Source organism: Sorangium sp. So ce185 (assembly GCF_051526825.1).
Lineage (GTDB): Bacteria > Myxococcota_A > Polyangia > Polyangiales > Polyangiaceae > Sorangium > Sorangium cellulosum_D.
This window is the reverse complement of the sequence record NZ_CP150316.1, coordinates 13,046,511-13,071,041: the sequence shown is the minus strand read 5'-3', so window position 1 is coordinate 13,071,041 and position 24,531 is coordinate 13,046,511. Positions and strand designations below refer to the sequence as shown.

Genomic DNA, 24,531 nt, shown 5'->3' with positions numbered 1-24,531 from the left:
CGGCGTTTCCCCTTGCGACAGCGCGACGCCCGACTACGCAATGGAACCGGGGCGCATGCAAGCGTTGAGACCCATGGATCCCTGCCTGGCGGTGGGGCTCGACGAGGGCGATCCTGCCCGGGCCGACGGTCCGGCGCGGGGCGCCGGGCCCCTGCTTCGCGGGCAGAACCGGATTCTCCGGATGGTCGCGGCCGGAGAGCCGCTCTCCCTGGTGCTCGACGCGCTGATCCGGTTCATGGAAGCCCAGTCGGGCAAAGCGCTCTGCTCGGTCCTCCTCGTCGACGCGTCGAAGACGCACCTCCGCTGGGCGTCGGCGCCCAGCCTGCCTGAGGCATACAACCAGGACGTGGACGGCTTGCGCATCGGCGCCGTCAGCGGCTCGTGCGGCACCGCCGTCCACCGCAAGCAGCCCGTGATCGTGTCGGACATCGAGCACGATCCGCTCTGGGCGCGGGCGCGCGAGCTCGCGCTCTCCCACGACCTCAGGGCATGCACCTCCGCGCCCATCCTCGACGGCCAGGGCGAGCCGCTCGGCACGTTCGCCTTCTATTACCGCGAGCCGCGCGCGCCGAGCTCACGCGATCTCGCCCTGCTCGAGATCTCCTGCGATCTGGCGGGCATCGCGATCGAGCGCAGCCAGAGCACCGCGCGCATCGAGGAGGTGCTCCGCGCTCGGGACAACTTTCTCACCGTGGCCTCGCACGAGCTGAAGACGCCCATCGCCACCCTCCTCCTGCAGATCACCTCGCTGGAGCGGCTCCAGCGGGCGGCGGGGTCGATGCCCCTCCGGGAGATCGCGCCCAAGCTGGGCAACCTGGAGCGGCAAGGGAAGAAGCTCCTCAAGCTTGTCGAGCAGCTGCTCGACGCCACGCAGCTCCTGTCCGGCCGGCTCGAGGTCGAGCGCGCGCCGGTCGACCTCACCCAGACCGTGCGCGACGTCGTTGGCCGGCTCCTGGAGGGGGTCGCGGAGGTCGCGCCGGAGGTCGAGATCCACGCGGAAGGCCCGGTCGTCTGCGAGGGGGACGGCTTCCGGATCGAGCAGGTGATCGTGAACCTCCTGTCGAACGCGTGGAAGTTCGGCCGCGGGGCGCCCGTCGAGATCTCCGTCGAGCGGAGCGACAGCGCCGCTCGGCTGGTCGTCCGGGACCACGGCATCGGCATCGCCCCGGCGGACCACGCGCGCATCTTCCAGCAATTCGAGCGCGCCGTCTCGGTGCGCAACTACGGCGGCCTCGGGCTCGGCCTGTGGGTGACACGCCAGCTCGTGGAGAGGATGCAGGGCCGCATCTCCGTGCAGAGCGAGCTCGACGCCGGCTCCACCTTCACCGTCGAACTCCCCCTCCCCCATGAGCAAGTCAGTCCTGATCATCGATGACGACGTGGATCTGGCGACCACCCTGGCCGAGGCGCTCTGCGACCTCGGGTACGAGGCCACGCCCTTCTTCAGCGGGCGGGAGGCGCTCGAGCGCCTCCACGACGGCGCGCGGCCGGGGGTGATCCTGCTCGATCTGATGATGCCGAAGATGAACGGATGGAGGGTGTGCGACGAGCTCTGCGCCGTCCCCGGGCTGGAGGACATCCCCGTCGTCATCATGACCGCGGCGTCGAACATCAAGCAGCCGATGCCGCCGCACGCGCGCGAGGTGATCAGCAAGCCGTTCGAGCTCGACGCGCTGCTCCGGACGATCGACGCCGCGTGAGGCCGGCGCGCCGCGCCTCGGCGCCGCCCGCGCGAGCGGAGCGGCCCGCGCGAGCGGCGCCGCGGGTCAGCGCCGCCCGGAGACCTCCTTCACGGCGAGCTCCGGATCGGCGGCGATCTCCTCCTCTGCGAACAGCGCGGGCCGCCACTCCTTGCGCGAGAACAGCTCGGTCTGATCCGCGAAATGGGGCGACGCGGGGTCGGTCGACTGCGAGTAGCTGAGCAGCGCCTCGGCGCGGGGGCCGCCGCTCGTGTGCTCGACGGCCATGACGAAGCTCGTGCCGAAGTTGATCGGATAGCCCGAGGTGGTGAGGCCGGTCGTCGCGGAGACGATCTCGCCCGTGTTGAGCCTGGGCAGGCGGGTGCTGTTGAGGCTCGCCGTGGAGAAGAGCACGACGTTGGCCACCCCTTCCCGGTTGATGCCGCCGTGGATGGGGATGGCGCCGTCCTTCATGGTGAACTGGGCCTCGCCGAGCGGCGTCGTCGGGTCGAGCCCCGCCTGCGCGAGCGCGAGCGTGGCCTCGGCCAGCGCGACGAGGATCGGATCCGCGCCCTCGGCCGGGGGCTCGACGAGATCGCGCGGGGTCTCGAGCGGATCCTCGGGGTCGAACGGCTGAGCGTAGAGCTTGCCCGCGTCCGTCATGTCCGGGGCCGAGAACCGCCCGAGCAGCTCGCGCCAGACGACGGCGCCCACGCTCTCGAGGTCCACCCGGCCGTCCCACGCCGCGAGCGCGGCGCACGCGCCCTCGATGTCGACCGGCTCGCCCTCGACGTCGACCGGCGCCGCGCCGTCGCAGCGCTCGACCACCTGGGCGCGGAGGCGCTCGGCCGTCATCCCGCGGTTGCTGAGGATGGCGTCCTTGAGCTCGTCGCGCGAGAAGAGGCCGTCCTCGCCCGAGGCGCCGTCCTCGCCCTGCTGGGTGAGCAGGACGAGGTTCATGCGCGTGCGCGCCGAGATCGGGGTGCCCGGCGCGCCAAACAGCCTCGGATACCCGGTGATCGGCGCGGCGGGGTTCGCGAGCCACGCCGTGTCGTTGGCGTTCATGACGAAGTCGGTCCGAGAGAGAGAGGGGATGTCGCCCCACGGCACGAGCGCGCCGGCGCCCTGCGTCTCCACCCACTCGTCGCGCCCCTCGCTCCCGTCGAGCAGCACGATGCCGGAGCTCGCGAGCACGCCGGTCAGCCCGTCCCGCCCGAGCGCCCTCTCGTAGGCGCTCACCGCCTCGGCGCTCAGGTGGGGCACGCGCGAGCCGTCCATGATCAGGGCCTGCCCCTCCGCGTCCACGGCGGTCGTGAACACGAACGGGATCCCGCGCAGCTCCTCGTGCGCCCGCCGGAGCTCGTCGAGGCTCCTCGCGCGGTCCATCGCGAGCCACTGGTCGAGGGCGAGCGCGTTGTCCTCGTTGGCGTCGCGCAGGGCGAACGCCTGCTTCGTGGACCAGCCGAGGACCGACGCCCCGAGCATCGGGCCGTGGTGGCTCCGGTACATCACCCGCGACACCTGCGCGATCGAGCCGTCGTCCCCGAGGACATCGATGGTGTGCTCGCGGCGCTCCATCGCCCGGCTCTCGCCCTCGTAGACGTAGGCGGTCGGGTCGTCCGGATCGAGGGAGAGCCGGTAGACCGTGAAGTGGTTGGCCGGAGAGACCGTGTGCGTCCACGCGATATGCTCGTTGAATCCGATGTTGATGATCGGCATTCCGGTCAAGGCAGCTCCGTAGACGTCGAGCTGCCCGGGGATGGTGAGGTGGGCCTCGTGGAACCGGAGCTCTCCCTCCCAGGGGAAGTGCGGGTTGGCGACGAGCATTCCCCGGCCGCCCTCGGCGCGATCGCGGCCGATCGCCCAGGCGTTGCTGCCGAGGTGGAGCCGGGTGAAGTCGGGGAGCTCGAGATCGCGCGAGCGGGCCCGGTCGCCGGGGGCCTTCGCGCCCTCGCCGGACGACCCCGCGTCCTCGCCGGAGGCCTCCGGCGGCGCGGCGCGGCTGAGGTAATCGAGCAGCTGCAGGCTCCCGGAGAACATGTTGATGTGGAGGTAATAGGCGGCGAGATCGACGGCGCTGACCGGCTTGACCCACCCCGCGCCGGCGCAGGGCTCGGGCAGGCCCTGAGCGCCGGTGTCGGCGAGGTACTTGTTGTAGCCCGCGACATACCCGTCGAGCAGCGCCCTGGCGTCGGGGGACAGCTGCCCGAGCATGGCCTCGGCGCGATCGACGACGCCGAGCGCGAGGTAGGTGAAATCGCTGTCGACGTTCGCGTCGTCCTCGCCGGGGCCGAACGTCTTCGCGCGCTCGCTCCGCACCTTCACGACCTGATCGGCGAGCGTACAGACGAAGTCGCGCGCCCCGGCGTAGGCGAGACCGAATCCGACGCTGCCGATGTCCTCGGCGAGGATGTGCGGCACGCCGTGGCTCGTCCAGCGGATGGTGGCCTGATAGTCGCCCTGGCCGACCGGCCCCGGCCCCACGTCGGGATCGTCGCCGCACGCGGCCAGGAGACCGAGGCAGCTGACCCCAGCGATGATTCTTTGGTACATGGATTCTCCCTAGTTTCGCGATCTGCGCCGGGAGAGATAGCCCACGGGCAGGCGGGGCGATGTGAAGAATTTCTCCTGTCCCTTCCTTTCGGCCTCCTGTTCGGCGCCGCGCGCTCGGTCAGGCGCAGGCGCAGGCGAGGGCAGGGAGCGAGGGGCCGGGGCGACGCGCGTTGCGCAGGGCGCGGCGGGCACGGTTGATGAAGGCCATCGCGGCTGTGCAAGGCTCGCTCTCCAGTGGACCGGACGCGCCCGCGGCGCCTCGCGCGGGCGAGCCGGCGCGCTCCGGTCGAGCCGTCGCCGCGGCGCTCCTGCTCGCGCTCGCGCCGGGGTGCGTCCGCGAGGCGGCGAAGCAAGCGACCCGCGGCACGCTCGAGGCGCTCGATCGCGGCGCGGAGGGCCGGTCCGCGCCCGCCGGCGGATCGGCCGAGGGGACGCCGGCCGAGGGCGCGCGCGAGCGGCCGCTCGTGGGGGAGCTCGTCCACGACGCGGTCCGGGCCGGCGCGGCGGAGATGGGGCGGCAGGCGGAGCGCCTGTCGCCGGTCATCGCGCAGACCAGCGAGGCGGTGAGCAGCGCCGTGGTCCAGGGCGCCCTCCAGCACGATCGGGCGCTCGTCACCCTCGTCGAGCAGGGCTCGGGCGCGGCGGCGAGGGCGGTGGCGCGCGAGGGGACGGCGGAGCTCGTGGAGCAGCTCGCCGGCTGCCCCGCCGGCGATCCGGGCTGCTCGAGCGCCGCGATCGAGCGTGCGAGCCGCGCCGCCGCCGCGGGCTTCGCGGACGGCCTGGGGAGGGCGATGCAGCCCTGGATCATCGTGCTCGCCTTCGGCGGGGGCTTCCTGCTCGCCGCGCTGATCGCCGTCGCCGTCGCGGCCGTCACGCGGCGGCACGAGCGCGCCGCCGCGCCCTGATTCGTGGCGACGCGAGGAGACCAGGGTAGGTGCTCCTGCTCATCGATGCCTGCGTCCTCGTGCAGCTGGACGATGCGCACGTTCGCCCGCCTGCGGCGCTGATGTAGCTCCACGGAGTCAGTGTCAGTCTACCGCGGCGGCGCCTCACCCCGCCTGTTGCGCTTCCCATCGAGCTGTCGGCTGGTGTTCCATGAACGGATCAACCCGCGACGCGTAAGCCGATGACCGCACCGCTCACTCCCTCGCCGAACTTCGCCTTTCTCGGCCACCACGACCCGCGCCTCGTCGTGGTGGGCACGCAGGCGGAGCGTTACTTCGCCGAGGATCCGAACACCTGCCTGGTGAAGCTGCGGCAGTTCGGCGAGCTCCTCGCCCAGCGCGCCGCCGCGCGGCTCGGGCTCTACATCTCGCCCGAGGAGAGCCAGGCTTCGTTGCTCAACCGGCTCCGCGACCGAGGCGCGCTCGACGCCACCGCGCGGCAGCTCTTTCACGATCTCCGCATGGCCGGCAACAGGGCGGCCCACGAGCTCCAGGGCGATCACCGCGAGGCGCTGCACCAGCTCAGGATGGCGCGCGAGCTCGCCGTCTGGTTCCAGCGCTCGTTCGGGAACAACCGGAAGTTCGACCCGGGCCCGTTCGTGCCGCCTCCCGGCCCGGCGACGAAGGACGACGCCGCGCTCGCCGCGGAGCTCACGCGGCTGCGGGACGAGCTGGCCAAGAGCAAGGTCGACATCGAGGCCGTGCGCGCCGCGGCCGAGGAGGAGGCCAGGAAGCGGCTCACGGCGGAGCAGCGCGCCCGGAAAGAGGCCGAGGACCGGGCGCTCTGGGAGGCGCTCGCCACGGAGGTCGAGCAGAAGCGGGCGAAGGACGTCGCGGCGTTCGAGCGCCAGAAGGCGCAGCTCGCGGCCGAGCTCGCCGCCCTGCAGGCCCAGGCCGCGGCCGCGCCGCCCGAGGTCCTCCAGGCGACGGTCGACCGCGCCGCGGAGGCGGCGCAGGCGGTTCACCTCGACGAGGCCGCCACGCGGCGGCTCATCGACGCGCAGCTCCGGGACGCGGGGTGGGAGGTCGACTCGGAGCGGCTCAGCCACGAGCGCGGGGCCAGGCCGCAGAAGGGGAAGAACCTGGCGATCGCCGAGTGGCCGACCGCGAACGGCCCGGCGGACTACGTGCTCTTCCTCGGGCTCGAGGCGGCGGCCGTGGTCGAGGCGAAGCGCAAGCGCAAGGACGTGGCCGGCGCCATCGAGCAGGCCAAGCGCTACAGCCGCGGCTTCGGCGCGGCGGACGGCGCGGCGCCGCCCGGCGGCCCCTGGGGCAAGGACCGGTACAAGGTCCCGTTCCTCTTCGCCACGAACGGCCGCCCTTACCTCAAGCAGATCGCCGAGAAGAGCGGCATCTGGTTCCGCGACGCGCGCCGCGACGAGAACCACGCGCGCGCCCTGCCGGGCTGGTATTCGCCCGAGGGCCTCGCCGCGCTGCTGAAGCAGGACGTCGAGACCGCGCACGACAGGCTCCGGAGCGAGCCCACGGAGTACCTCGGGCTGCGCGATTACCAGATCCGCGCCATCCAGTCGGTCGAGCGCGCGATCGAGGCCGGACAGACCACCTGCCTCGTCGCGATGGCGACGGGCACGGGCAAGACGAGGACGGCGATCGGGCTCGTCTACCGGCTGCTCAAGACCCGGCGGTTCCGGCGCGTGCTGTTCCTCGTCGACCGGAGCGCCCTCGGCGAGCAGACCGCGAACGCCTTCAAGGACACGAAGCTCGAGAACCTCCAGACGTTCGCGCAGATCTTCGATCTCAAGGAGCTCAAGGATCAGAAGCCCGATCCCGACACGAAGCTCCACATCGCGACCGTGCAGGGCATGGTCAAGCGCATCCTCTACCCGTCGGAGGCCGGCGAGACGCCGCCGGTCGATCAGTACGACTGCCTCGTGGTCGACGAGTGCCACCGCGGCTACGGGCTCGACCGGGAGATGAGCGACGCGGAGCTCGGCTTCCGCGATCTCGACGACTACATCTCGAAGTACCGGCGCATCCTCGACCACTTCGACGCGGTGAAGATCGGGCTCACCGCGACACCGGCCCTGCACACGACGGAGATCTTCGGCGAGCCGACGTTCCGCTACTCGTACCGCGAGGCGGTGATCGATGGCTGCCTCGTCGACCACGAGCTGCCGGTCCGCCTCGTCACCGAGCTCGCCGAGAACGGGATCCGCTGGGCGAAGGGCGAGCAGGTGAGCGTCTTCGACCCGGCCACGCAGCAGCTCGACCTGATCCACCTCGAGGACGAGGTGAAGATCGACATCGAGGGGTTCAACAAGCGGGTGATCACCGAAGCGTTCAACCGCGTGGTGTGCGACGCGCTCGCGCAGCACCTCGATCCGAGGGGCGACGGCAAGACGCTGATCTTCGCCGCCACCGACTCGCACGCCGACATGGTCGTGCGTTTGCTGAAGGAGGCGTTCGCGGCGAGGTACGGCGGCATCGACGACGACGCGGTGCTCAAGATCACGGGCGCGGCCGACCAGCCGCTGCAGCTCATCCGCCGCTTCAAGAACGAGCGCTTGCCCAACGTCGCCGTCACCGTCGACCTGCTCACGACGGGCATCGACGTGCCGAGGATCGCGAACCTCGTGTTTCTGCGGCGGGTGAAGAGCCGCATCCTCTACGAGCAGATGCTCGGCCGGGCGACGCGCCTCTGCCCGGACATCGACAAGGCGGTCTTTCGCATCTTCGACGCCGTGGACCTGTACGCCGCGCTGGAGCGGTACACCGAGATGAAGCCGGTCGTCCCGGCGCCGAACATCTCGTTTCATCAGCTCGTCCGGGAGCTCACGACGCTGGCCGACGCCGAGGCGCGGCAGGTGGTGCTCGATCAGCTCATCGGCAAGCTCCAGCGGCGGCGCCACACGCTGAAGGGCGAGGCGCTCGGCCGGTTCGAGGGCATCGCCGGGATGCCGCCGAAGGAGCTGTGCGGCCTGCTCAAGCGGCAGACGGTGGAGCAGGCCGCGCGGTGGTTCCAGGAGCATGAGTACGTCGTGTCGGTGCTCGACGGCCCCTCCGGCGATGGGCGGCCGCTCTACGTGCACGAGGGCACGGATCGGCTGGTCCGCACGGAGATCGGCTACGGCAAGGGCGAGCGGCCCGAGGATTACCTCGACGGGTTCACCGCCTTCCTGCGCGAGAACATGAACAAGATCCCGGCGCTCATGGTGGTGACGCAGCGGCCGCGGGAGCTGACGCGGGCGCAGCTCCGGGAGCTGCAGCTAGCGCTCGACGCGAAGGGCTACACCGAGGCGGCGCTGCAGCAGGCGTGGCGGCAGAAGACGAACGCCGACATCGCCGCGTCGATCGTCGGCTACATCCGGCAGGCGGCGCTCGGGGACGCGCTCGTGGCGTACGACGAGCGGGTCGACCGCGCCTTGCAGCGGATCCTGGCGAGCCGGAGCTGGACGACGCCGCAGCGCGACTGGCTGCGGCGCATCGGGGGGCAGCTCAAGAAGGAGAAGGTCGTCGACCGGAAGGTGCTCGACGAGGGCGAGGCGTTCCGGTCGCACGGCGGGTCCAAGCACCTCGACAAGGTGTTCGAGGGGAAGATCGAGGAGGTGCTGGGGGATCTGCGGGAGGAGATCTGGAGGAGCGCGGGGTGACGTCGCGCAAGCTCGTCTTCTCCGCGCATGCGATCAAGCGCATGCTCCAGCGAGGGTTCTCGGAGGCCGACGTCGCAAGCGTCCTCGCCGGCGGGGAGGTGCTCGAGAGCTACCCTGACGACACGCCCTACCCGAGCTTTCTTTTGCTGGGCTTCGTCGCAGGGCGTGCCGTGCACGTGGTCGCCGCCGACCGCCCGGATGCGGCGGAGACCATCGTGATCACCGTCTACGAGCCCGACCGGGGCTTGTGGGATGCTACCTTCCGGAAGAGGATCGGCTCATGAAGTGCGTCATCTGCAAGAGCGGCGATGTCCAGGCCGGCACGACCACGTTCACGGTGGAGCGCGACGGCCGCACGTACGTCCTGCGCCAGGTTCCGGCCCGCGTGTGCACCCAGTGCGGCGAGGCCTACTTCGAGGCCGAGGTCACGAAGCAGATCCTGGAGCAGGTCGAGCAGGCATCCCGATCGGGCGCCGAGGTCGCCGTGCTGCACTACCAGGCGGCGTAGCGCGCCCTCCTCCCGCACGCCCCCGCTGTCGGCGCAGCTGCCGGTGCTGCCGCGTGCCGTGCGCACGCAGCGAGCGGAAGCACAGGCGGCGCCTGCGCCCTCATCTCGTCCCGACCGCACGACCCCGTGGATCTCTTCGCCGGCTCGGCGTACCAATCGCTTCCGAGCGCCCGCGCCATGACCACCCAGGATATCGTCCAGAAGCTCTGGAACCTCTGCCACGTCCTCCGCGACGACGGCATCACCTACCACCAGTACGTCACCGAGCTGACTTACCTGCTCTTTCTCAAGATGATGAAGGAGACCGAGCAGGAGAAGCTCTTGCCCAAGGGGTACCGCTGGGGCGACCTCGAGGCCAGGGACGGCGTCGAGCAGCTCACGTTCTACCGGGAGCTCCTGCTTCACCTCGGCACGCGGGGCTCTGGCCGGGTGCAGGCGATCTTCGCGAACGCGCAGACGATGCTCACGCAGCCGCGGAACCTGAAGAAGCTCGTCGACGCGATCGACGAGCTGGACTGGTACTCGGCGAAGACCGAGGGGCTCGGCGACCTGTACGAGGGGCTGCTCGAGAAGAACGCGGCCGAGAAGAAGTCGGGCGCCGGGCAGTACTTCACGCCGCGGCCGCTCATCGACGCGATGGTGCACGTGGTGAAGCCGGCGGCCGGCGAGCTTGTGCAGGATCCGGCCGCGGGGACGGCGGGGTTTCTGATCGCGGCGGACCGGTACATCAAGGAGCAGACGGACGGGCTGTTCCAGCTGACCGAGGCCGAGCAGCGCTTCCAGAAGAAGCAGGCGTTCTACGGGGTCGAGCTGGTGCAGGACGCGCACCGGCTCGCGCTGATGAACCTGATGCTGCACGACATCGAGGCCGCGCTGGAGCTCGGAGACTCGCTCTCCAACCTGGGGGCGGGGCTCGACAAAGCGGACGTGATCCTCACGAACCCGCCGTTCGGGACCAAGAAGGGCGGCGGGCTGCCGACGCGGGACGACTTCACGTATCCGACGTCGAACAAGCAGATCGCGTTCTTGCAGCATGTCTATCGCGGGCTGAAGCCGGGCGGGAGGGCGGCGGTGGTGCTGCCGGACAACGTGCTCTTCGAGGAGAACGTGGGGACGGAGGTGCGGCGCGACCTGATGAACAAGTGCGATCTGCACACGATCCTGCGGCTGCCGACCGGGATCTTCTACGCGCAGGGGGTGAAGACGAACGTGCTGTTCTTCACGCGCGGGCAGACGGACACCGGGAACACCCGGGCGGTATGGGTGTACGACATGCGGGCGAACATGCCGTCGTTCGGGAAGCGCACGCCGCTGACGCGCGAGCACTTCGCGGAGTTCGAGAAGGCGTACGGGAGCGATCCGTACGGGAAGAGCAAGCGGAAGGATCAGGGGGAAGAGGGGCGGTTCCGGAGGTTCACGCGGGAGGAGATCAAGGGGAGAGGGGATAACCTTGATATCGCGTGGCTGAGGGACGAGAGCGTGCACGGAGACGATGATCTGCCGGAGCCGGAAGAGATCGCCGCGGAGATTATGGAGAAGCTGCGGGTAGCCATGGCCGAGATCGAGCAACTACAAGCGGCAATGCTTCACGACACAGACGGCAATTACCGTGGAGTGCAAGCATGACCTCTACGTCGACGCATGAAGAGCAAGCCTCCGACGCCGCTGCTGAAGCTGCCAACATTCCGGCCGGTTGGGCGTACACATCTCTCGGAACGGTTGCCGAGCTGAAGGGTGGCATCACGAAAGGGCAAAAACGAAGATGGGATGAACCCGTTCGTACCGTTCCGTATCTTCGTGTTGCCAATGTACAACGAGGACACATCGATCTATCCGACGTGAGCGAGATCGAGGCGACAGATCGAGACATTGCGGAACTGCAGCTCCGCACAGGCGATGTCTTGTTCAACGAAGGCGGAGATCGCGACAAGCTGGGCCGCGGCTGGGTTTGGGAAGGTCAGCTTCCCTTGTGCATCCATCAGAACCACGTATTTCGCGCGCGCATTCGAAACGGCATTATCCTTCCCAAGCTCCTATCACTGTATGGCAACACATTCGGACAGCGTTACTTCCTTCAGGAGGGGAAGCAGACGACCAATCTAGCCTCCATCAACTTAACAAAGCTCAGCGCCTTACCGGTCCCAGTTCCACCGCTGGCCGAGCAGCGGCGAATGCTCGCTAAGGTGGAAGCACTCACCGCTAAGAGTCGCTGCGCCAAGGAGGCGCTCGACGCCGTCCCCCCGCTCCTCGATCGCTTCCGAAAGGCCGTGCTCGCGGCCGCCTTCCGCGGCGACCTCACCGCCGATTGGCGGGAGAAGAACCCCGACGTGGAGCCGGCCGAGGAGCTGCTGAAGCGCATCCGCGCCGAGCGGCGGCGGCGCTGGGAGGAGGCGGAGCTCGCCAAGATGCGGGCGAAGGGGAAGGTGCCGGGGGACGACCGGTGGAAGGCGCGCTACGAGGAGCCGGAGCCGGTAGATGCGAGCGAATTGCCGGAGCTGCCAGAGGGCTGGGCGTGGGGGGCACTCGGCGAGCTGGCATGGGATGCTGGGTATGGAACCTCAGAAAAATGCGACTACGGTGGCGCAGGTGCGCCGGTTCTTCGCATTCCCAATGTCGCAAGAGGCAGACTGGATCTCCTCGACTTGAAGCGCACGGTTCAGCGGGCACACCTCGATCCTGGCGAGGCGTTACAGCCAGGAGATTTCTTGGTCGTGAGAACCAACGGGAGCAAGGATTTGATCGGCCGAGCCGCGCTCGCTCACGACCACTTCTCAGAGCCGCATTACTTTGCGTCATACCTCATTCGCTTTCGATTGCCGAGAATCGAGCAGCTACCGAGATGGATAGAAGCAGTCTGGAGCGCCCCACAAATCCGACTAGCCATCGAGCGGATGGCCGCAACGTCAGCAGGGCAATACAACATTAGCCTCGGCAATTTAAACGGCCTCCCGATACCAATACCTCCCGCATCCGAGCAGATCGAGATTACTCATAAAATCATGAGCACACTCGCGTTCGTGGAGCGCCTGGAAGCGCTTCTGGCTGACGCCCAGGAGCAGAAGCGCACATTGGACCGAGCTATCCTCGCCAAAGCCTTTCGCGGCGAGCTCGTCCCCCAGGACCCGAGCGACGAGCCTGCCTCCGTCCTACTGGAACGTTTGCGCGTAGAGAGCGCGGAGAACGGGACGACGTCCAACGGCGCCAACCGACGCCGTAAGGCTGCAACGCCAGAGCTCAGGGAGCCCGTTACCCAAGCGACAAAGCTTGCCCCAAGCCCACGGAACCGGGCTCCGAGATCTGCTCGGAGATAACAACGGGACGATATCACGACCGCGGCTAATCCCCGCTTCCTGGCGGATGCGAGCGGGCCGGCCACACGTCGCAGCTTGATCGCTAGTCTCCGAACCCCGTCCCGTCAGCCCCCTCCCATATCAGTCTCCCTCGATCCCGCCACTTATTGAGCAGATCTGGAATCGCAGCCAACGCCGTCTGGAGCGCCTGCATCGAGTCGTCGCCGCTGGCGTGCGTTCGCAGTGGCTCCTCCGTCCCCTGCTGTATCTCCACGTCCACCCGCCAGGCCCTCCCGGGCTCTGTATAGGGGCGGCCGAGCCAGACGAACAGGACGAAACGCTCATCCGATCCGTGCGGCGTAAAGAGCAGCTTTCGTTCTGCCCAGATGTTCTCCATGGCGGCATGTTGAATTTGTTCGGCATGGTGTCAAGCGCGCCGAGCGAGCCAAACCATCAGCCTGGGCCACGGTGGCGGGTGGGGTGGCCGAGAAACGTCGCCGCGCGCATGGACCGCAACATTCTCCAAGAACGCCCCGTGCTTCGTCGTTAGGGTCCCCCAGGTGGAGGCGCCCCATCCTGGGCCCTGCTCCACCGGAGGTACCATGTACGATCACATCGGCGTGAAGGTGAAGGACATCGACGCGAGCGTGCGCTTCTACACCGCCGCGCTCGCGCCGCTCGGCCACGTGCTCTGCTCCCGCGACGAAGCTTCCGCGAGCTTCGGCCCCGAGGGCGCGCCGGCCCTCTATCTGCAAGCGGACGACGGCCCCCGGGGCCCCGGCGCGCACATCGCCCTGCGCGCCGCGGATCGTTCCGCGGTCGATCGGTTCTACCGAGAGGGCCTCTCTGCCGGCGGCCGCGACAACGGCAAGCCCGGCATGCGCGCGGATTACGCCCCGACCTACTACGCCGCTTTCCTGCACGACCCCGACGGCAACAACCTGGAAGCGGTTTGCCTGAAGCCGTAGTCGATCTGGCTCAACCATCGGCGTACAAGCTTCTCGCGCGGCGCAGCCGCCGCGCCCCGGTCGCAGCGCTCATCGAGCGGTCCCCGGAGCTCCCCCCTGCGCTTTTGCTCCGATCAAGACGCGCAGATCATCCGCATAGCGCGGATCGTCGCCCGCGCAGGAGAGCATGACTCCCCGCTTGTGCTCCACGCTTGCCCCCACGACCGCAAGATACGTCCCGCTCGCGTCGATGTCCCCCTCGTGACCGTCGAGGATCGACGCGCCCTGGACGTCGTCGACCCAGAAGCCCATCCGCCCTCTGCGGCGGTTCAAGCATTGGCCCTCGACCTCCACGGGGCATCCTTCCTCCGGGCCGAGCACCATCCAGATCGGCAAGAAATAGCCGTCGCCGGGCTCTGGCGTATCGTGCCCAGCTCGGATGCCCCCCGCGAGCAGCGCGCCCGTGACCTCGGAGCCGGCGCGCACCGCGAACCATTGATTCTCGCCGAACTCCGGGTCGGTCCGCGCCGCCCGCAGGAACACGGGACCGCTCGCGGGAATGGCATCGGCAATGCGAGAGTCGGCGATGGTGAGCGTCACGCTGTGCTCGCCGTCTCCGTCCGTGCAGAGAAGGTCGCGCGACGTCGGGGTGGCCGCCTCCACCTGGCAGGGCGCGGCGACGTTGTACAGAAAGTAGCCGTTCGTGTCGCCCGGCCAGCCCTCGATCGTGAGCTCGAAATCCGCCGAGATCCCGGCCTGCCGGGGCTCGCACGCGGACGTCGGCTCCGGGTTCGTCGGGTCGTCGCCGTCGTCCGGGATGACGGGTTGCGACGTCTCGACGGGACCACACGCGATCGCCATGCAGACGGGGACGAGCGACATGAATGCGAGAGCAGAAGAGGTGCGCCTCATGCGGCGGCATGCTCGCAACCCGTGTGCCAGTGCGGACACGACAAGATCACGGCCTCTGGCGCCGCTCACCCCCGCGGAATGGCCCAAGCTGTGATGGGGTGAGACGGAATGTGCCATTTTCCTGGCGGGCGGACGACGGCATGGCTTGCCTTGGCCGAGCCGAGGATGCCCCGCGAGCCACGCCGGAGCGCGGCGGGCAGCGCACAAAGGCAAATCGGTCGCTCCTCGTGCCCGTAAAAATCACATAGGAGCCAGCTGCTTCTCCCCGGCGCCGCCCCCGCGGGGCGGCACGCGCTCGTGAAGCGCTCTCTCTGCTGGCCCGGCCGAGAGGACCCCGTCATGCCATCGATGATCCATGAGGCGCTGCTGCACCTCTTCCGCAACCGGCCGACGCTGGCGGCCGAGGTGCTGCGCGACACCCTGGGCGCGCCGGTGCCGCGGTTCACCGAGGTGCGCATCGAGCCGGCCGACCTGACCGAGATCGTCCCTGTGGAGCACCGCGCCGATCTCGTCGTGCTCCTGCTCGACCGCCGCCCCGTGCTCGCGATCGTCGTCGAAGCGCAGCTCGGTCGGGATCCTGACAAGGAATACGCCTGGCCCTCCTATCTCGTGGCCGTGCGTGCGCGCTACCGGTGCCGGGCCTGCTTGCTCGTCGCGACCACCGATGAGGCGATCGCGGCCTGGAGCGCCCAGCCGATCGACCTCGGCCCGCCCGACTGGGTGCTCAGGCCTTACGTGCTCGGCCCCAGCGCCGTCCCGGTCGTGACCGAGCCGGCCGACGCCCGAGCGAGGCCCGAGGTCGCGGTGCTGTCGGTCATGGCGCACGGGCAGAGCGCGGCCGGCCTGGCGATCGCGATGGCTGCCCTGGCGGCCGCCGCCGGGCTGGATCAGGAGCAGCAGGCCCTCTACCTCGATGTGGTGCTATCCTCTCTGAACGAAGCAGCGAGGCGAAGCCTGGAGGCGAAAATGAAGAGTGGTTACGAGTTCCAGAGCGACTTTGCGCGCAGCTACGTGGCCAAAGGGCGGTTGGAGGGGCAGCGGGAAGAGGCCGCGAACGCCGTGCTGACGGTGCTCGAAGCGCGCGGCCTGGACATCCCCCCGGAGGTCCGCGAGCGCGTCCTCGCGAGCACCGACATGACCGAGCTCGATCGCTGGCTCCGCCGCGCCGTTCTCATCACCGACGCGAAAGCGCTCTTCGATTCCACCGGGTCCTGACGTCAAGAACGCCCCCTGCCGCCCCTCACGGGCCGCGCTCCGCGCTTGCACGAGCCCGCCGCCCCCGATCGCCGCCGGGGGTTCCACATCGAGAGCGTCTCCCGTAAATAGACCCCGCTTGCGGACGCTGCGGCCCAGCCACGTCATCGCCGGGGCCATCGCCGCCGGGCTCTCGCTCCTCGCGGCGCCGTCGGCCGCCGGCGAGGTGCTGCCGGGCGGGGCGCGGCTGTCGTACGCGCGCGATCCCGCCGCCGCGGCGTGCCCCGACGAGGAGGGCTTCCGCGACGCCCTGGCCACGCGGCTCGGCGGCGTCGACCCGTTCTCGCCGGACGGCGCGTGGCGGGTGGAGGTGGCCCTCGCGCGCCGAGCGCACGCGTTCGAGGCGGCGATCGCGCTGTACGACGGCGGCGGTCAGCTGCGCGGTGAGCAAGAGCGCTCGGCCTCCGACTGCCGCGCGCTCGTCGACGACGTCACCCTCACGCTGAGCGTCGCCATGCGCTCGCACCTTGCGCCGAGCGCGCCCGACGCACCGTCCGATCGAGCTCGGATTGCTGCGCCTCCGGCGCGGACGGCCGAAGGCGTTTTCGACACAGCGCCATCCCTGTTGCTGCATGGACGCCATCCGGGCACAGACACCCTGATGAATGCCTTGAGCTCAGCATCGGGAAGGGTATCGACTCCAGAACAACGCTTGACTCGGGCCGCCGCACCGTGGCCTCCTCGGTGCGAGGGAGGCTGCAATGCCGCTCGTTCCGCGATGTGTGCCCCGGGCGCTCATCCCGCTGTTGATGTTCCTGGCTTGCGTGCTCGCGCAGGGGGGGTGTGAGTGCATCTCCGGCGACCCGCCCCTGGATCCGCGTCAGGGCGTCGTCGCCTGCCGGACCCAGAGCGCACACAGCCCTGCCACCTCCCGTCCCGCTCCGGAACTCGAGACCGTCGCCGCCGGCACCACCCCGGGGGCGTTCTCCATCACGAGCACCGGGGAAGCCGTGTACACCATGGAGCTGGCCTCCCCTCCGCCGCGCGCGGGCATGGGGCCTCGAATCGAGCTCGTCTATCGCAGCGACGGCGGCGACGGCGTGCTCGGCGCCGGCTTCGCCATCGCCGGGCTGTCCGCGATCACGCGATGTCCCAAGAGCCTCGCGCAAGACGGGGAGATCCGCGGCGTGCGGTACGACGGCGACGACGCGCTCTGCCTCGACGGCCAGCGCCTCGTCCCCGTGGGAGAGGGGCCTGGAACCATCGAGTACCGGACGTTCCCGGATACCTTCGTCAAGGTGGTCGGGCACTACCCTCCGGAAGGCGGTGCGCCGGCCGAGGCGCTCTTCTTCGAGGCCCATCTACCCACCGGCCGCGTCGTCGAGTACGGGCGCACCGAGGGCAGCAAGCCGCTCGCGCGGGGCGGCGTCCCGCGCGCCTGGCTCGCGAACAAGGCCCGCGACGGCCGCGGCAACGCCATGACGTACGCGTACTGCCTCGCCGAGGCGGAGGACGGCCATGCCGCCGAGTACGCGGTCGACGAGATCCGCTACACGGCATTCGAGGGAATGCCGTCGCTCGAGCCTTCGCGTGCGGTGCGCTTCGTGTACGCGACGAAGGATCCGGCCGCCATTCGCACCGGCTACTCGGGCGGCATGGCGCTCCAGCGCTCGCTTCGCCTCGAAGAGATCCAGATGCTCGGTCCGGGCGACGCGCTGGTCCGGAGCTACGGATTCCGCTATGAGCTCAGCCCGACGACGAGCCGCACGCTCCTGACCCAGGTCGAGGAGTGCGCGAGCGACCGGGTCTGCAAGCCTCCCACGCGCTTTCAGTACAGCCACGCGAAGCCCGGATTCGAGCGGGTGACGACGGAGATCGACAAGCCGGTCTCCGAGAGGGCGAGCCCGATGGTGTTCGACATCGACGCCGACGGGCGCGACGACCTCGCGATCCCGGACATGGTCGCGGGGCTCAGCACGCCGAGGAATCCGATCACCGCGTGGCGGGTGGCGCGAAACGTCGGGACGCGCGCCTCTCCGTCCTTTCTCGCCCCGGCGGAGCTCGCCTTCCTCGAAGAGTGGCCTACGGTCGCCGATCCGGTGGGACCCTCCGATCCCGCCCTTCTTCAGCCCGAGCTCGGGACGATCCTGGATTATGACGACGATGGGCGGGCGGACGTGCTGCTCCATGACGTTTACGATGCCAAGAGCACATGGCATGTGCTCCTGTCCCGGCCGGACTGGACCTTCGCGCTCCATGACACGGGCATCCGCAGGCCCTTCCCGCTCGGGGTCACGCCCGCGCCGCCCAGCTTGAGCAGCCCCGGCGCGTCGATGCACCTCGCCGATCTGGACGGCGATGGCGTGCCGGATCTGATCCAGTGCGAGGACCACGACCGCCTGGGACAGGCGCCGCTCCCGCTCGCTGCCGTGTGGGCGGTCCACCCCTGGCGACCTGCGCGCGGCAGGGCGCCCGCGGGCTTCGACCCCGCGGGCGAAACGATCGAGCTGCTCACCGGCTATCCCTGCGATACGGAGCTCCACACGCTCGATGTCGACGCCGACGGCAAGATCGATCTCATCGTGCCGTCCCTGCGGCGGTTCGGTGACGGGACGGTCCTCCTCGGATCGAGCTACGACGCGATCATGCGCCGGGGCGAGGGGCGCTGGGAGGTGATCGACACCGAGCTGCCCGTCGTGTGGCCCGGGGGCCGCGTCGTCTTTCTCGACGTGAACGGCGATGGGCTGCCCGATGCCGTCGAATCCGGCCCGGGTGATCACCAGCTCACTACCTACTTCAACACGGGGCCGACCTTCGTGGCCTCGCCGTTCCGGACCGTGGACGCGTTCAGCTTCGGCGATCTGTTCGGTCTTCCCGATCAGGACGCGTTCTTCCGGTTCGCCGTGCCGCTCGACGTCAACGGCGACGGGCGGCAGGATCTCCTCATGCCGGTTCCACCAGGCATGCTGCTGGGCGGCTCCGACGCGCTCCCGTCCTGGGCCGTCCTGCTCGCGACGGGCGACCGCGCTGGGCCGCCCTTCAGGCTGGTCGACCCGGGGTTGCCGTTCGAGGCCAGCCTCGGCGACGCGGTCACCCTGGCCGATCCGCGCGGGCCGCGCACCGGCGACGTCGACGGCGACGGCGCGCAGGACGTGATCCTGTCGCTCGGCGGCGTGTTCAACGTCTTCCGGAACCTCTCCGCCGATCAAGATCTCCTGGTCGCGGTCTCCGACGGGATGAACGCGCACGACCCGACCGAGCCGGGCTTCGTGCCCAACGTGAGCATCTCGTACGGGCATCTGACCGACGCGTCGGAAGCGACGGGCGACGGAGCGGGGGATCCGGCGCGGGAGGGCCCGCTATACCTCGCGCGTTCCGGCGCTGCGGACGACTGCGGCTACCCGCGGCGCTGTGTGGTCGGGCCGCGGCGGGTGGTCAGCGCGTACGCCGTCAACAACGGGGCGGACCGACCGCGGCGCTTCGAGGTCAGCTACCGCGACGGGCGCTATCACCGGCTGGGCCGCGGATTTCTCGGGTTCGGGGAGCGGATCGTCACCGACCTGGATACGGGCGCCGCGACGCTCGACGCGTACGATCACGTCACCTTTGACGACGAGCTCCAGGTCTTTCCCTTCGCGGGGAGCGTCCAGCGGAGTTGGCGCTGGGCTCCTGGGCTGCCGAGCCAGCCCAGGCCGGAGCAGATCGAGCTCTCGTTTGTCGACGTGACGCGGACGCTCGTACCGACGAACGACGGCGCGACGTACTTCACGCTGCCCACCGAGCGCCGGGTGAGGCGAGCCCAAGGGGCCTATCGGCCCCCAAACGGCGCGACGACAGCCATCGAGGCGTACGTGCGGGAGATCGAGCGCGGCGGCGACGGCGCGACGCTGCTGCGCGACTCGGTGTCGACGGTGACGGACTTCGACCCGTTCGGCAATGTACGCGCCGAGGAGGTCGCGACGAGCGGCGTCGACCTCACGTTCAAGATCACGCGGACGTTCAAGAACGACACCGAGCGCTGGGTCCTCGGCCAGCTCCAGACGCAGAAGGAGTGCAGCGCGGCGGCGGGAATGTCGCAGTGCCGGACCCTCACGCGAACGACCACGATCTACGGCGAGGTGGAGACCGAGTCCACCGAGAGCGACGACGGCCTGCCGGACACGAAGCTGACGATCGCCTATGCGCGCGACGACTTCGGGAACATCACCGGCGTCACGGCGGAGGACGCCTTCGGGCACCATCGGACATCGAGCGCGGAGCTCGACGACGAGGGCATGTTCCCCGAGAAGTACGTGAACGCGGCCGGGCACACCACGCTCGTGGAGTTCGACGACGCGCTCGGCGTGCTCCTCAAGCAGGTCGATCCGAATCAGCTCGTGACGACGTGGGCGTACGACGGCTTCGGGCGCCTTGGCGTCGAGAGGCGCCCGGATGGCACGACGACGACGGTCGCGCTCTCCCGCACCAAGGGCGGCGGCCCAGAGCAGGACGCCTGGCGGGTGAGGCAGCGGCACACGACGACGGGCGGGGCCGACGACACGGTCGAGTTCGATGGCCTCGGCCGCCCGATCCGGTGGTGGTGGTACGGGCCCGAGCCGGAGCCGGCGCAGGGGGCGGGCGATGCGAAGCGCATCCTGCAAGAGATCGTCTACGACGCGCTGGGAGAGCACGTCGCGCGGCGGTCGGTGCCGGTCCGCGAAGATATCCCTGAGCGCGAGAGGCTGTACGATCGCTATGAATACGACGCGGTAAGCCGCGAGGTGCGGCATACGACGCCGTGGAACGCGGTCACGACGACCGAGTACGATGGCCTGCGCGAGCGTGTCGCCGACCCGCTCGATCATCTGACTGTGACCGAGCAGGATCCGCTGGGACGAACCGAGTCCATCACCGACGCAGCCGGCGGGATCACCCGCTACAGTTACGGCCCGTTCGGCATGCTGCACACGGTCACGGATCCAGGCGGGGCGGTGACGGGCACGACGCGCGACGCGTTCGGCCGCGTCCGGCAGCTCGACGACCCCGATCGGGGCACCACGGTCTCGATCCATGACGGCTTCGGTGAGCTGGTTTCGTCGACCGATGCGCTCGGGCGAGAAACCACGTGGGCGTACGACGCGCTCGGCCGACCGCGCTCGCGCGTGGACCGGGACGGCGCCCAGCGCGTGACGACCACGTGGACCTGGGACACCGCGGCGCACGGGATCGGCAAGCTCCACGCGCTCGCGAGCCGCGACGGGGAGAAGACGTACGGGTACACCGACCGCGGCCAGCTCGACACGCTCTCGCTCCGCATCGACGGCGAGCGCTCTCCCCTGGAGGCGAGGCTCGGCTACGACGAGCTCGGCCGCGTCGAGGCGGTCACCTATCCGTCGCCGGCCGGCGCGGCGCCGTTCGTCGTGAACCACGACCACGACGCGCATGGCCATGGGATCGCCATGCGCGACCGCGCAACGGGCTCCGCCTACTGGCGCTTGACGGACGTGGACGACGCGGGGCGCTTCCAGGAGGAGGTGTTCGGCAACGGCGTCGTCACGGAGCGGAGCTATTTCGCCGACAAGCAGCGCCTGAGGCACATGGTGACGCAGAGCGGCGCGGCCAACGTGCAGGACCTGGACTATGGGTTCGACGATCTCCTCAATCTCACGCGCCGCACCGATGCGCTCCAGCCCGAAAACACGACGGAGCGCTTCCGCTTCGATCCGCTCCAGCGGCTGACCTGCGCGTACTTCGGCGCCGTCGAGAGCGCGTCGGCGTCCTGCGCGCTCCGCTACGACTACCACCCGAACGGCAATCTCACCTTCAAGTCGGACATCGGAACGCTCTCGTACGATGACCCGCTGCACCCGCACGCGGTCACCGGCGCCGGCGCTGACAGCTTCGCCTATAACGCCGTCGGCAATCAGGTCGCGCGGCCCGGCGGCACGACCGTGCATTATACGCCGTTCGACCTGCCGGAGCGCATCACGCAGGGCGCGAGCACCATCACGTTCGGCTACGACGGCGACCAGCAGCGGATCCGCAAGACCACGCCGGAGCAGGAGACGCTCTACTTCGGCGATCTGTACGAGCGGGTCACCGATCGGGCGTCGGGCACCGTGGAGCATCGGTACCACGTCCACTCGCCGGAGCGCGTCGTGGCGATCGTGACCCGCGGCGGCTCGGACGCCGGCACCCGTTACGTGCATGTCGACCACCTCGGCTCGGTCGACGCGCTCACCGACGAGGACGGCGGCCTGATCGAGCGGCGGAGCTACGACCCGTTCGGGCAGCGCAGGAGCCCCGTGTGGGGAGAGCGCCCGCCGGCGTCGTTCCCGAGCGAGACGACGCAGGGGTTCACCGGGCACGAGAGCGACGACGAGCTCGGGCTCGTGAACATGAAGGGCAGGCTGTACGATCCCAAGATCGGGCGGTTCTTGACCACGGACCCGATCGTTTCGATCCCGTCCTTCGGGCAGAGCTGGAATCCGTACAGCTACGTGCTGAACAACCCGCTCGCCTACGTCGACCCGGGCGGCTTTCAGCAAGCGCTCCCGGAGGACGGGGCTCGCGCATCGCTGCCGGCCGGCGCGGAGTTCCGTTGGGAAGTGCTCGACCTGTCGCCGATCGGACTCAAGCTGATCGTCGCCACGTCTTCGGAGCACGAGGCGCGCTCCGAGGCCGATGCCAACACCGTGGCTGCCGAGACGGGCGGCGCCATGCCGCCGATCGACGTCAGCACGACCGGTAGCGCGTCCGGGTACGTGCCGCAGCCGGTGAGCACGGCGCCGGAGCACACGGGCGCCAGCGCCGTCGTTGGCCAGAGCTTGCTCGGCGCCGCGGAGGGGACGGTCGAGCTGGCGGCGGGGGTCGCGCGGTCGCTGGCGCTGAACGCGCTGACGCTCGGGATCCACAGCGGATACGAGCTCGGCAGCGCGGCGTGGGCGGGGTACGAAGAGGGCGGGCTCCTCGGCGCGCTGAACGCGGTGAACCCGCTCTACCACATCGGGCGGGGCGCAGCGGACACGGCGCTCGCGATCGACGGAGGGGACTACCGGGAAGCCGGCGCGGCGGGGACGAAGACGGTGCTCGTTGCAGCCGCCACCATCTTCGGGGTGGGAAGAGGGCTGGGGGCCATTGCCGAGGAGTCGGCGGCCGCGCTAGGGGCTGCAAGGGGTCTAGGGCACTTACCCGTCTGGACGGAGGGCGCACCGACACGCGGAATCCTGAATACCGGAAGAGCGGAGATCGAGCTGGCAAGTGGCAGTGCAGGGGGCCCGGCAGCGCTCCCATTCCCTGGTCGCAACAGCACGAACTTCTTCCACGTGGAGGCGCACGCGGCGCAGATCATGCGCGTCGAAAATCTGGCGGAATCGATATTGCGCATCAACAAGGTGCCATGCGCAGTCGGGCCGGGCTGCGCAAACAACCTGCCGCACATGCTTCCCGAAGGAGCGCGGCTTCGTGTCATTGGGCCAGATGGTTATAACCATACGTTCGTTGGTCTGCCCGACCCACCGACGTACCCCTGAGGAGGACCCACAAGATGAAAGCGAGCTGGGGCACAAGCGAAACGACAGTCGAATCACGAGAGGACCTTTACGCCATGATCGAGACCGTGCGAAGATCAGGGCAGCCTACGATGGTTTTTCTTCAGGCCGCGAACGGAAACGTCCTAGTATTGGGCGTTGGCCAAGACGAATCAGTCCTTACCTTCGCCCAGCCTGATGGGACCTCTTTCCACAGTCTGGGGAATCGGGAGCGCAAGGGGTATCTGCTGTTCCGGTGCCGCGACCAGGTAGATGAGTTCATGACGGAAATGGCGGTGCCTGAAGACGATGCCATCGTGGCTGCCGAGCAGTTTCTCGCGACAGGGGAACGTCCACCTGCAGTGCAATGGGAGCCGGATTGGTAGATGCCCGCGGCGCCCATGCTTGCGCCGTACCGTGCTCTATGCTTGGTGCTCACGAGCGACTCTTGGAGCAACCGCGTGCTCGTCTTGACCACGGAGCCAGCCAGGCGGGGACGAAGACGGTGCTCCTCGCAGCCGCTACGGTCTTCGGCGTGGGAAGAGGACAGGGAACGCTCGGGGAGGAGGCGGCGGCCAGCGCTGCAATCGGGGGAACGGCCGCAAGAGTCGCAGAGCTTCAGGGTACAATTGCGTCAGCGCAAAAGGGACCAATCCACAACGAGCGTCGGGTTGGCGCAGGACGCCAATGGCACGCAGCGCGTTCTCATCGGAACCAGCGAACCTCGTGGCCGGCTCCGACCAGGCGTGATCCTTGCTCCGGGCGAAATCCTCGTCCGGGGCCTCGGGCACGCCGAGGCGGATATCGTGAACTTCGCGAGGCAGAACAACCTACGGCTCCTTGAAGTTGGCGCAACTCGTCCAATTTGCCCTCCTTGCGCAGCGCTCATCCAAGATGCAGGAGCATAGCTCGTAACGCCCCTGAAGGTGACGCGATGAAACCCGTATCTCGACTGGATTCAGCATCTCCCACATTGGCCGAGAGCTTTCGCCGCGCGTCACCGGCAAAGCGCGAGAAAGCAGTGCTCGTCGCGTGCGAAATGGCGGTTCATTCTGCGGAGCTTCAGAGCCAAGACATCGTCCTTGCCCTAGATGTGCTTCGTGGGAGAGCTGCCGAACCGCCCGGCCTTTGGCGGCGAATCGAGGACATTGCTGCACATTTCGATCAAGAGTATCTCCGCCTTTGGGAGGAAGGGGACGAAGAACAGGACGAATCCAAAAAGCTGGAAGCCCTTCGGCTGCTGTCGAAGACCTCCGCAACATCCGCCCTGGCCTTTGCCCTTTCCGAAGATCCTGCGCTACTCCACGAGGCGATCTACGAAACCATCGAAGCCTTTGACGATCCATGTGAAATAATACGAGCCGTAGAATGCGAGCTTCGGTAGC

Annotated in this window: 17 protein-coding genes; 14 read left to right on the top strand and 3 right to left on the bottom strand. The window is 69.0% G+C overall.

Going from position 1 to position 24,531, the window contains the following annotated elements; translation table 11 throughout:
• Positions 1–55 precede the first annotated feature (55 nt).
• Together WMF26_RS48280 and WMF26_RS48275 are read left to right on the top strand one after the other, a co-directional pair.
• Positions 56–1,375: a sensor histidine kinase gene (locus tag WMF26_RS48280; RefSeq protein WP_437998210.1), complete on the top strand. Its 1,320-nt coding sequence runs from the start codon at positions 56–58 to the stop codon at positions 1,373–1,375.
• On the top strand, positions 1,347–1,700 hold the full coding sequence (locus WMF26_RS48275; RefSeq protein ID WP_061629080.1) for a response regulator: 354 nt from the start codon (positions 1,347–1,349) through the stop codon (positions 1,698–1,700). Before WMF26_RS48280 ends, WMF26_RS48275 begins: the two co-directional genes overlap by 29 nt.
• Before the next feature lie 66 nt (positions 1,701–1,766).
• Here the strand turns inward: WMF26_RS48275 and WMF26_RS48270 are convergent, their stop codons facing one another.
• On the bottom strand, positions 1,767–4,232 hold the full coding sequence (locus tag WMF26_RS48270; protein WP_437998209.1) for an acylase: 2,466 nt from the start codon (positions 4,230–4,232) through the stop codon (positions 1,767–1,769).
• A gap of 197 nt (positions 4,233–4,429) precedes the next feature.
• Between WMF26_RS48270 and WMF26_RS48265 the strand changes: the two genes are divergently transcribed.
• The 6 genes from WMF26_RS48265 to WMF26_RS48240 all read left to right on the top strand — a co-directional run bounded on the left by WMF26_RS48265 (position 4,430) and on the right by WMF26_RS48240 (position 12,606).
• Positions 4,430–5,137: a hypothetical protein gene (locus WMF26_RS48265; RefSeq protein ID WP_437998208.1), complete on the top strand. Its 708-nt coding sequence runs from the start codon at positions 4,430–4,432 to the stop codon at positions 5,135–5,137.
• Between the two features lie 221 nt (positions 5,138–5,358).
• Complete coding sequence (gene hsdR, locus WMF26_RS48260; RefSeq protein ID WP_437998207.1) at positions 5,359–8,787, top strand: type I restriction-modification system endonuclease; 3,429 nt, start codon at positions 5,359–5,361, stop codon at positions 8,785–8,787.
• Positions 8,784–9,071, top strand: a complete 288-nt coding sequence (locus WMF26_RS48255; RefSeq protein ID WP_061624880.1) for a DUF4258 domain-containing protein — start codon at positions 8,784–8,786, stop codon at positions 9,069–9,071. Before hsdR ends, WMF26_RS48255 begins: the two co-directional genes overlap by 4 nt.
• The gene (locus WMF26_RS48250) at positions 9,068–9,295 is read left to right on the top strand and encodes a type II toxin-antitoxin system MqsA family antitoxin (RefSeq protein ID WP_061624879.1); all 228 of its coding nucleotides are present in this window, start codon (positions 9,068–9,070) and stop codon (positions 9,293–9,295) included. The genes WMF26_RS48255 and WMF26_RS48250 overlap by 4 nt, the downstream gene beginning before the upstream one ends.
• 177 nt (positions 9,296–9,472) lie before the next feature.
• Positions 9,473–10,921 carry an N-6 DNA methylase gene (locus tag WMF26_RS48245; protein WP_437998206.1) on the top strand — a complete coding sequence of 483 codons (1,449 nt, stop codon included), beginning with the start codon at positions 9,473–9,475 and terminating at the stop codon, positions 10,919–10,921.
• Positions 10,918–12,606 carry a restriction endonuclease subunit S gene (locus WMF26_RS48240; protein ID WP_437998205.1) on the top strand — a complete coding sequence of 563 codons (1,689 nt, stop codon included), beginning with the start codon at positions 10,918–10,920 and terminating at the stop codon, positions 12,604–12,606. Before WMF26_RS48245 ends, WMF26_RS48240 begins: the two co-directional genes overlap by 4 nt.
• An 82-nt stretch (positions 12,607–12,688) precedes the next feature.
• On the opposite strand, the gene WMF26_RS48235 is transcribed toward WMF26_RS48240, so the two are convergent.
• The gene (locus tag WMF26_RS48235) at positions 12,689–12,982 is read right to left on the bottom strand and encodes a DUF6968 family protein (RefSeq protein WP_437998204.1); all 294 of its coding nucleotides are present in this window, start codon (positions 12,980–12,982) and stop codon (positions 12,689–12,691) included.
• 205 nt (positions 12,983–13,187) lie between these two features.
• Here WMF26_RS48235 and WMF26_RS48230 point away from each other — a divergent pair, with 205 nt between their 5' ends.
• Entirely contained in the window at positions 13,188–13,553 is a 366-nt protein-coding gene (locus WMF26_RS48230) for a VOC family protein (protein ID WP_437998203.1), read from the top strand.
• Positions 13,554–13,622: 69 nt separating this feature from the next.
• On the opposite strand, the gene WMF26_RS48225 is transcribed toward WMF26_RS48230, so the two are convergent.
• Positions 13,623–14,414: a hypothetical protein gene (locus WMF26_RS48225; RefSeq protein WP_437998202.1), complete on the bottom strand. Its 792-nt coding sequence runs from the start codon at positions 14,412–14,414 to the stop codon at positions 13,623–13,625.
• Between the two features lie 378 nt (positions 14,415–14,792).
• Here WMF26_RS48225 and WMF26_RS48220 point away from each other — a divergent pair, with 378 nt between their 5' ends.
• The 5 genes from WMF26_RS48220 to WMF26_RS48200 all read left to right on the top strand — a co-directional run bounded on the left by WMF26_RS48220 (position 14,793) and on the right by WMF26_RS48200 (position 24,530).
• Positions 14,793–15,659 carry a hypothetical protein gene (locus tag WMF26_RS48220; RefSeq protein ID WP_438002496.1) on the top strand — a complete coding sequence of 289 codons (867 nt, stop codon included), beginning with the start codon at positions 14,793–14,795 and terminating at the stop codon, positions 15,657–15,659.
• A 118-nt stretch (positions 15,660–15,777) separates the two neighbouring features.
• On the top strand, positions 15,778–16,485 hold the full coding sequence (locus WMF26_RS48215; RefSeq protein WP_437998201.1) for a hypothetical protein: 708 nt from the start codon (positions 15,778–15,780) through the stop codon (positions 16,483–16,485).
• Entirely contained in the window at positions 16,400–23,149 is a 6,750-nt protein-coding gene (locus tag WMF26_RS48210; protein ID WP_437998200.1) for an RHS repeat-associated core domain-containing protein, read from the top strand. The genes WMF26_RS48215 and WMF26_RS48210 overlap by 86 nt, the downstream gene beginning before the upstream one ends.
• Positions 23,150–23,163: 14 nt before the next feature.
• Positions 23,164–23,532, top strand: coding sequence for an Imm1 family immunity protein (locus WMF26_RS48205; RefSeq protein WP_437998199.1), 369 nt, complete (start codon positions 23,164–23,166; stop codon positions 23,530–23,532).
• A gap of 548 nt (positions 23,533–24,080) precedes the next feature.
• Positions 24,081–24,530: a hypothetical protein gene (locus WMF26_RS48200; protein WP_437998198.1), complete on the top strand. Its 450-nt coding sequence runs from the start codon at positions 24,081–24,083 to the stop codon at positions 24,528–24,530.
• Position 24,531: the final 1 nt, after the last annotated feature.

What these genes read in the sequence shown, in the direction of transcription:
- WMF26_RS48280 (WP_437998210.1), top strand. Translation starts at nt 56, where the DNA reads ATGCAAGCGTTGAGACCCATGGATCCCTGCCTGGCGGTGGGGCTCGAC.
- WMF26_RS48275 (WP_061629080.1), top strand. Translation starts at nt 1,347, where the DNA reads ATGAGCAAGTCAGTCCTGATCATCGATGACGACGTGGATCTGGCGACC.
- WMF26_RS48270 (WP_437998209.1), bottom strand. Translation starts at nt 4,232, where the DNA reads ATGTACCAAAGAATCATCGCTGGGGTCAGCTGCCTCGGTCTCCTGGCC.
- WMF26_RS48265 (WP_437998208.1), top strand. Translation starts at nt 4,430, where the DNA reads ATGAAGGCCATCGCGGCTGTGCAAGGCTCGCTCTCCAGTGGACCGGAC.
- hsdR (WP_437998207.1), top strand. Translation starts at nt 5,359, where the DNA reads ATGACCGCACCGCTCACTCCCTCGCCGAACTTCGCCTTTCTCGGCCAC.
- WMF26_RS48250 (WP_061624879.1), top strand. Translation starts at nt 9,068, where the DNA reads ATGAAGTGCGTCATCTGCAAGAGCGGCGATGTCCAGGCCGGCACGACC.
- WMF26_RS48245 (WP_437998206.1), top strand. Translation starts at nt 9,473, where the DNA reads ATGACCACCCAGGATATCGTCCAGAAGCTCTGGAACCTCTGCCACGTC.
- WMF26_RS48240 (WP_437998205.1), top strand. Translation starts at nt 10,918, where the DNA reads ATGACCTCTACGTCGACGCATGAAGAGCAAGCCTCCGACGCCGCTGCT.
- WMF26_RS48235 (WP_437998204.1), bottom strand. Translation starts at nt 12,982, where the DNA reads ATGGAGAACATCTGGGCAGAACGAAAGCTGCTCTTTACGCCGCACGGA.
- WMF26_RS48230 (WP_437998203.1), top strand. Translation starts at nt 13,188, where the DNA reads ATGTACGATCACATCGGCGTGAAGGTGAAGGACATCGACGCGAGCGTG.
- WMF26_RS48225 (WP_437998202.1), bottom strand. Translation starts at nt 14,414, where the DNA reads ATGTCGCTCGTCCCCGTCTGCATGGCGATCGCGTGTGGTCCCGTCGAG.
- WMF26_RS48220 (WP_438002496.1), top strand. Translation starts at nt 14,793, where the DNA reads ATGATCCATGAGGCGCTGCTGCACCTCTTCCGCAACCGGCCGACGCTG.
- WMF26_RS48210 (WP_437998200.1), top strand. Translation starts at nt 16,400, where the DNA reads ATGCCGCTCGTTCCGCGATGTGTGCCCCGGGCGCTCATCCCGCTGTTG.
- WMF26_RS48205 (WP_437998199.1), top strand. Translation starts at nt 23,164, where the DNA reads ATGAAAGCGAGCTGGGGCACAAGCGAAACGACAGTCGAATCACGAGAG.
- WMF26_RS48200 (WP_437998198.1), top strand. Translation starts at nt 24,081, where the DNA reads ATGAAACCCGTATCTCGACTGGATTCAGCATCTCCCACATTGGCCGAG.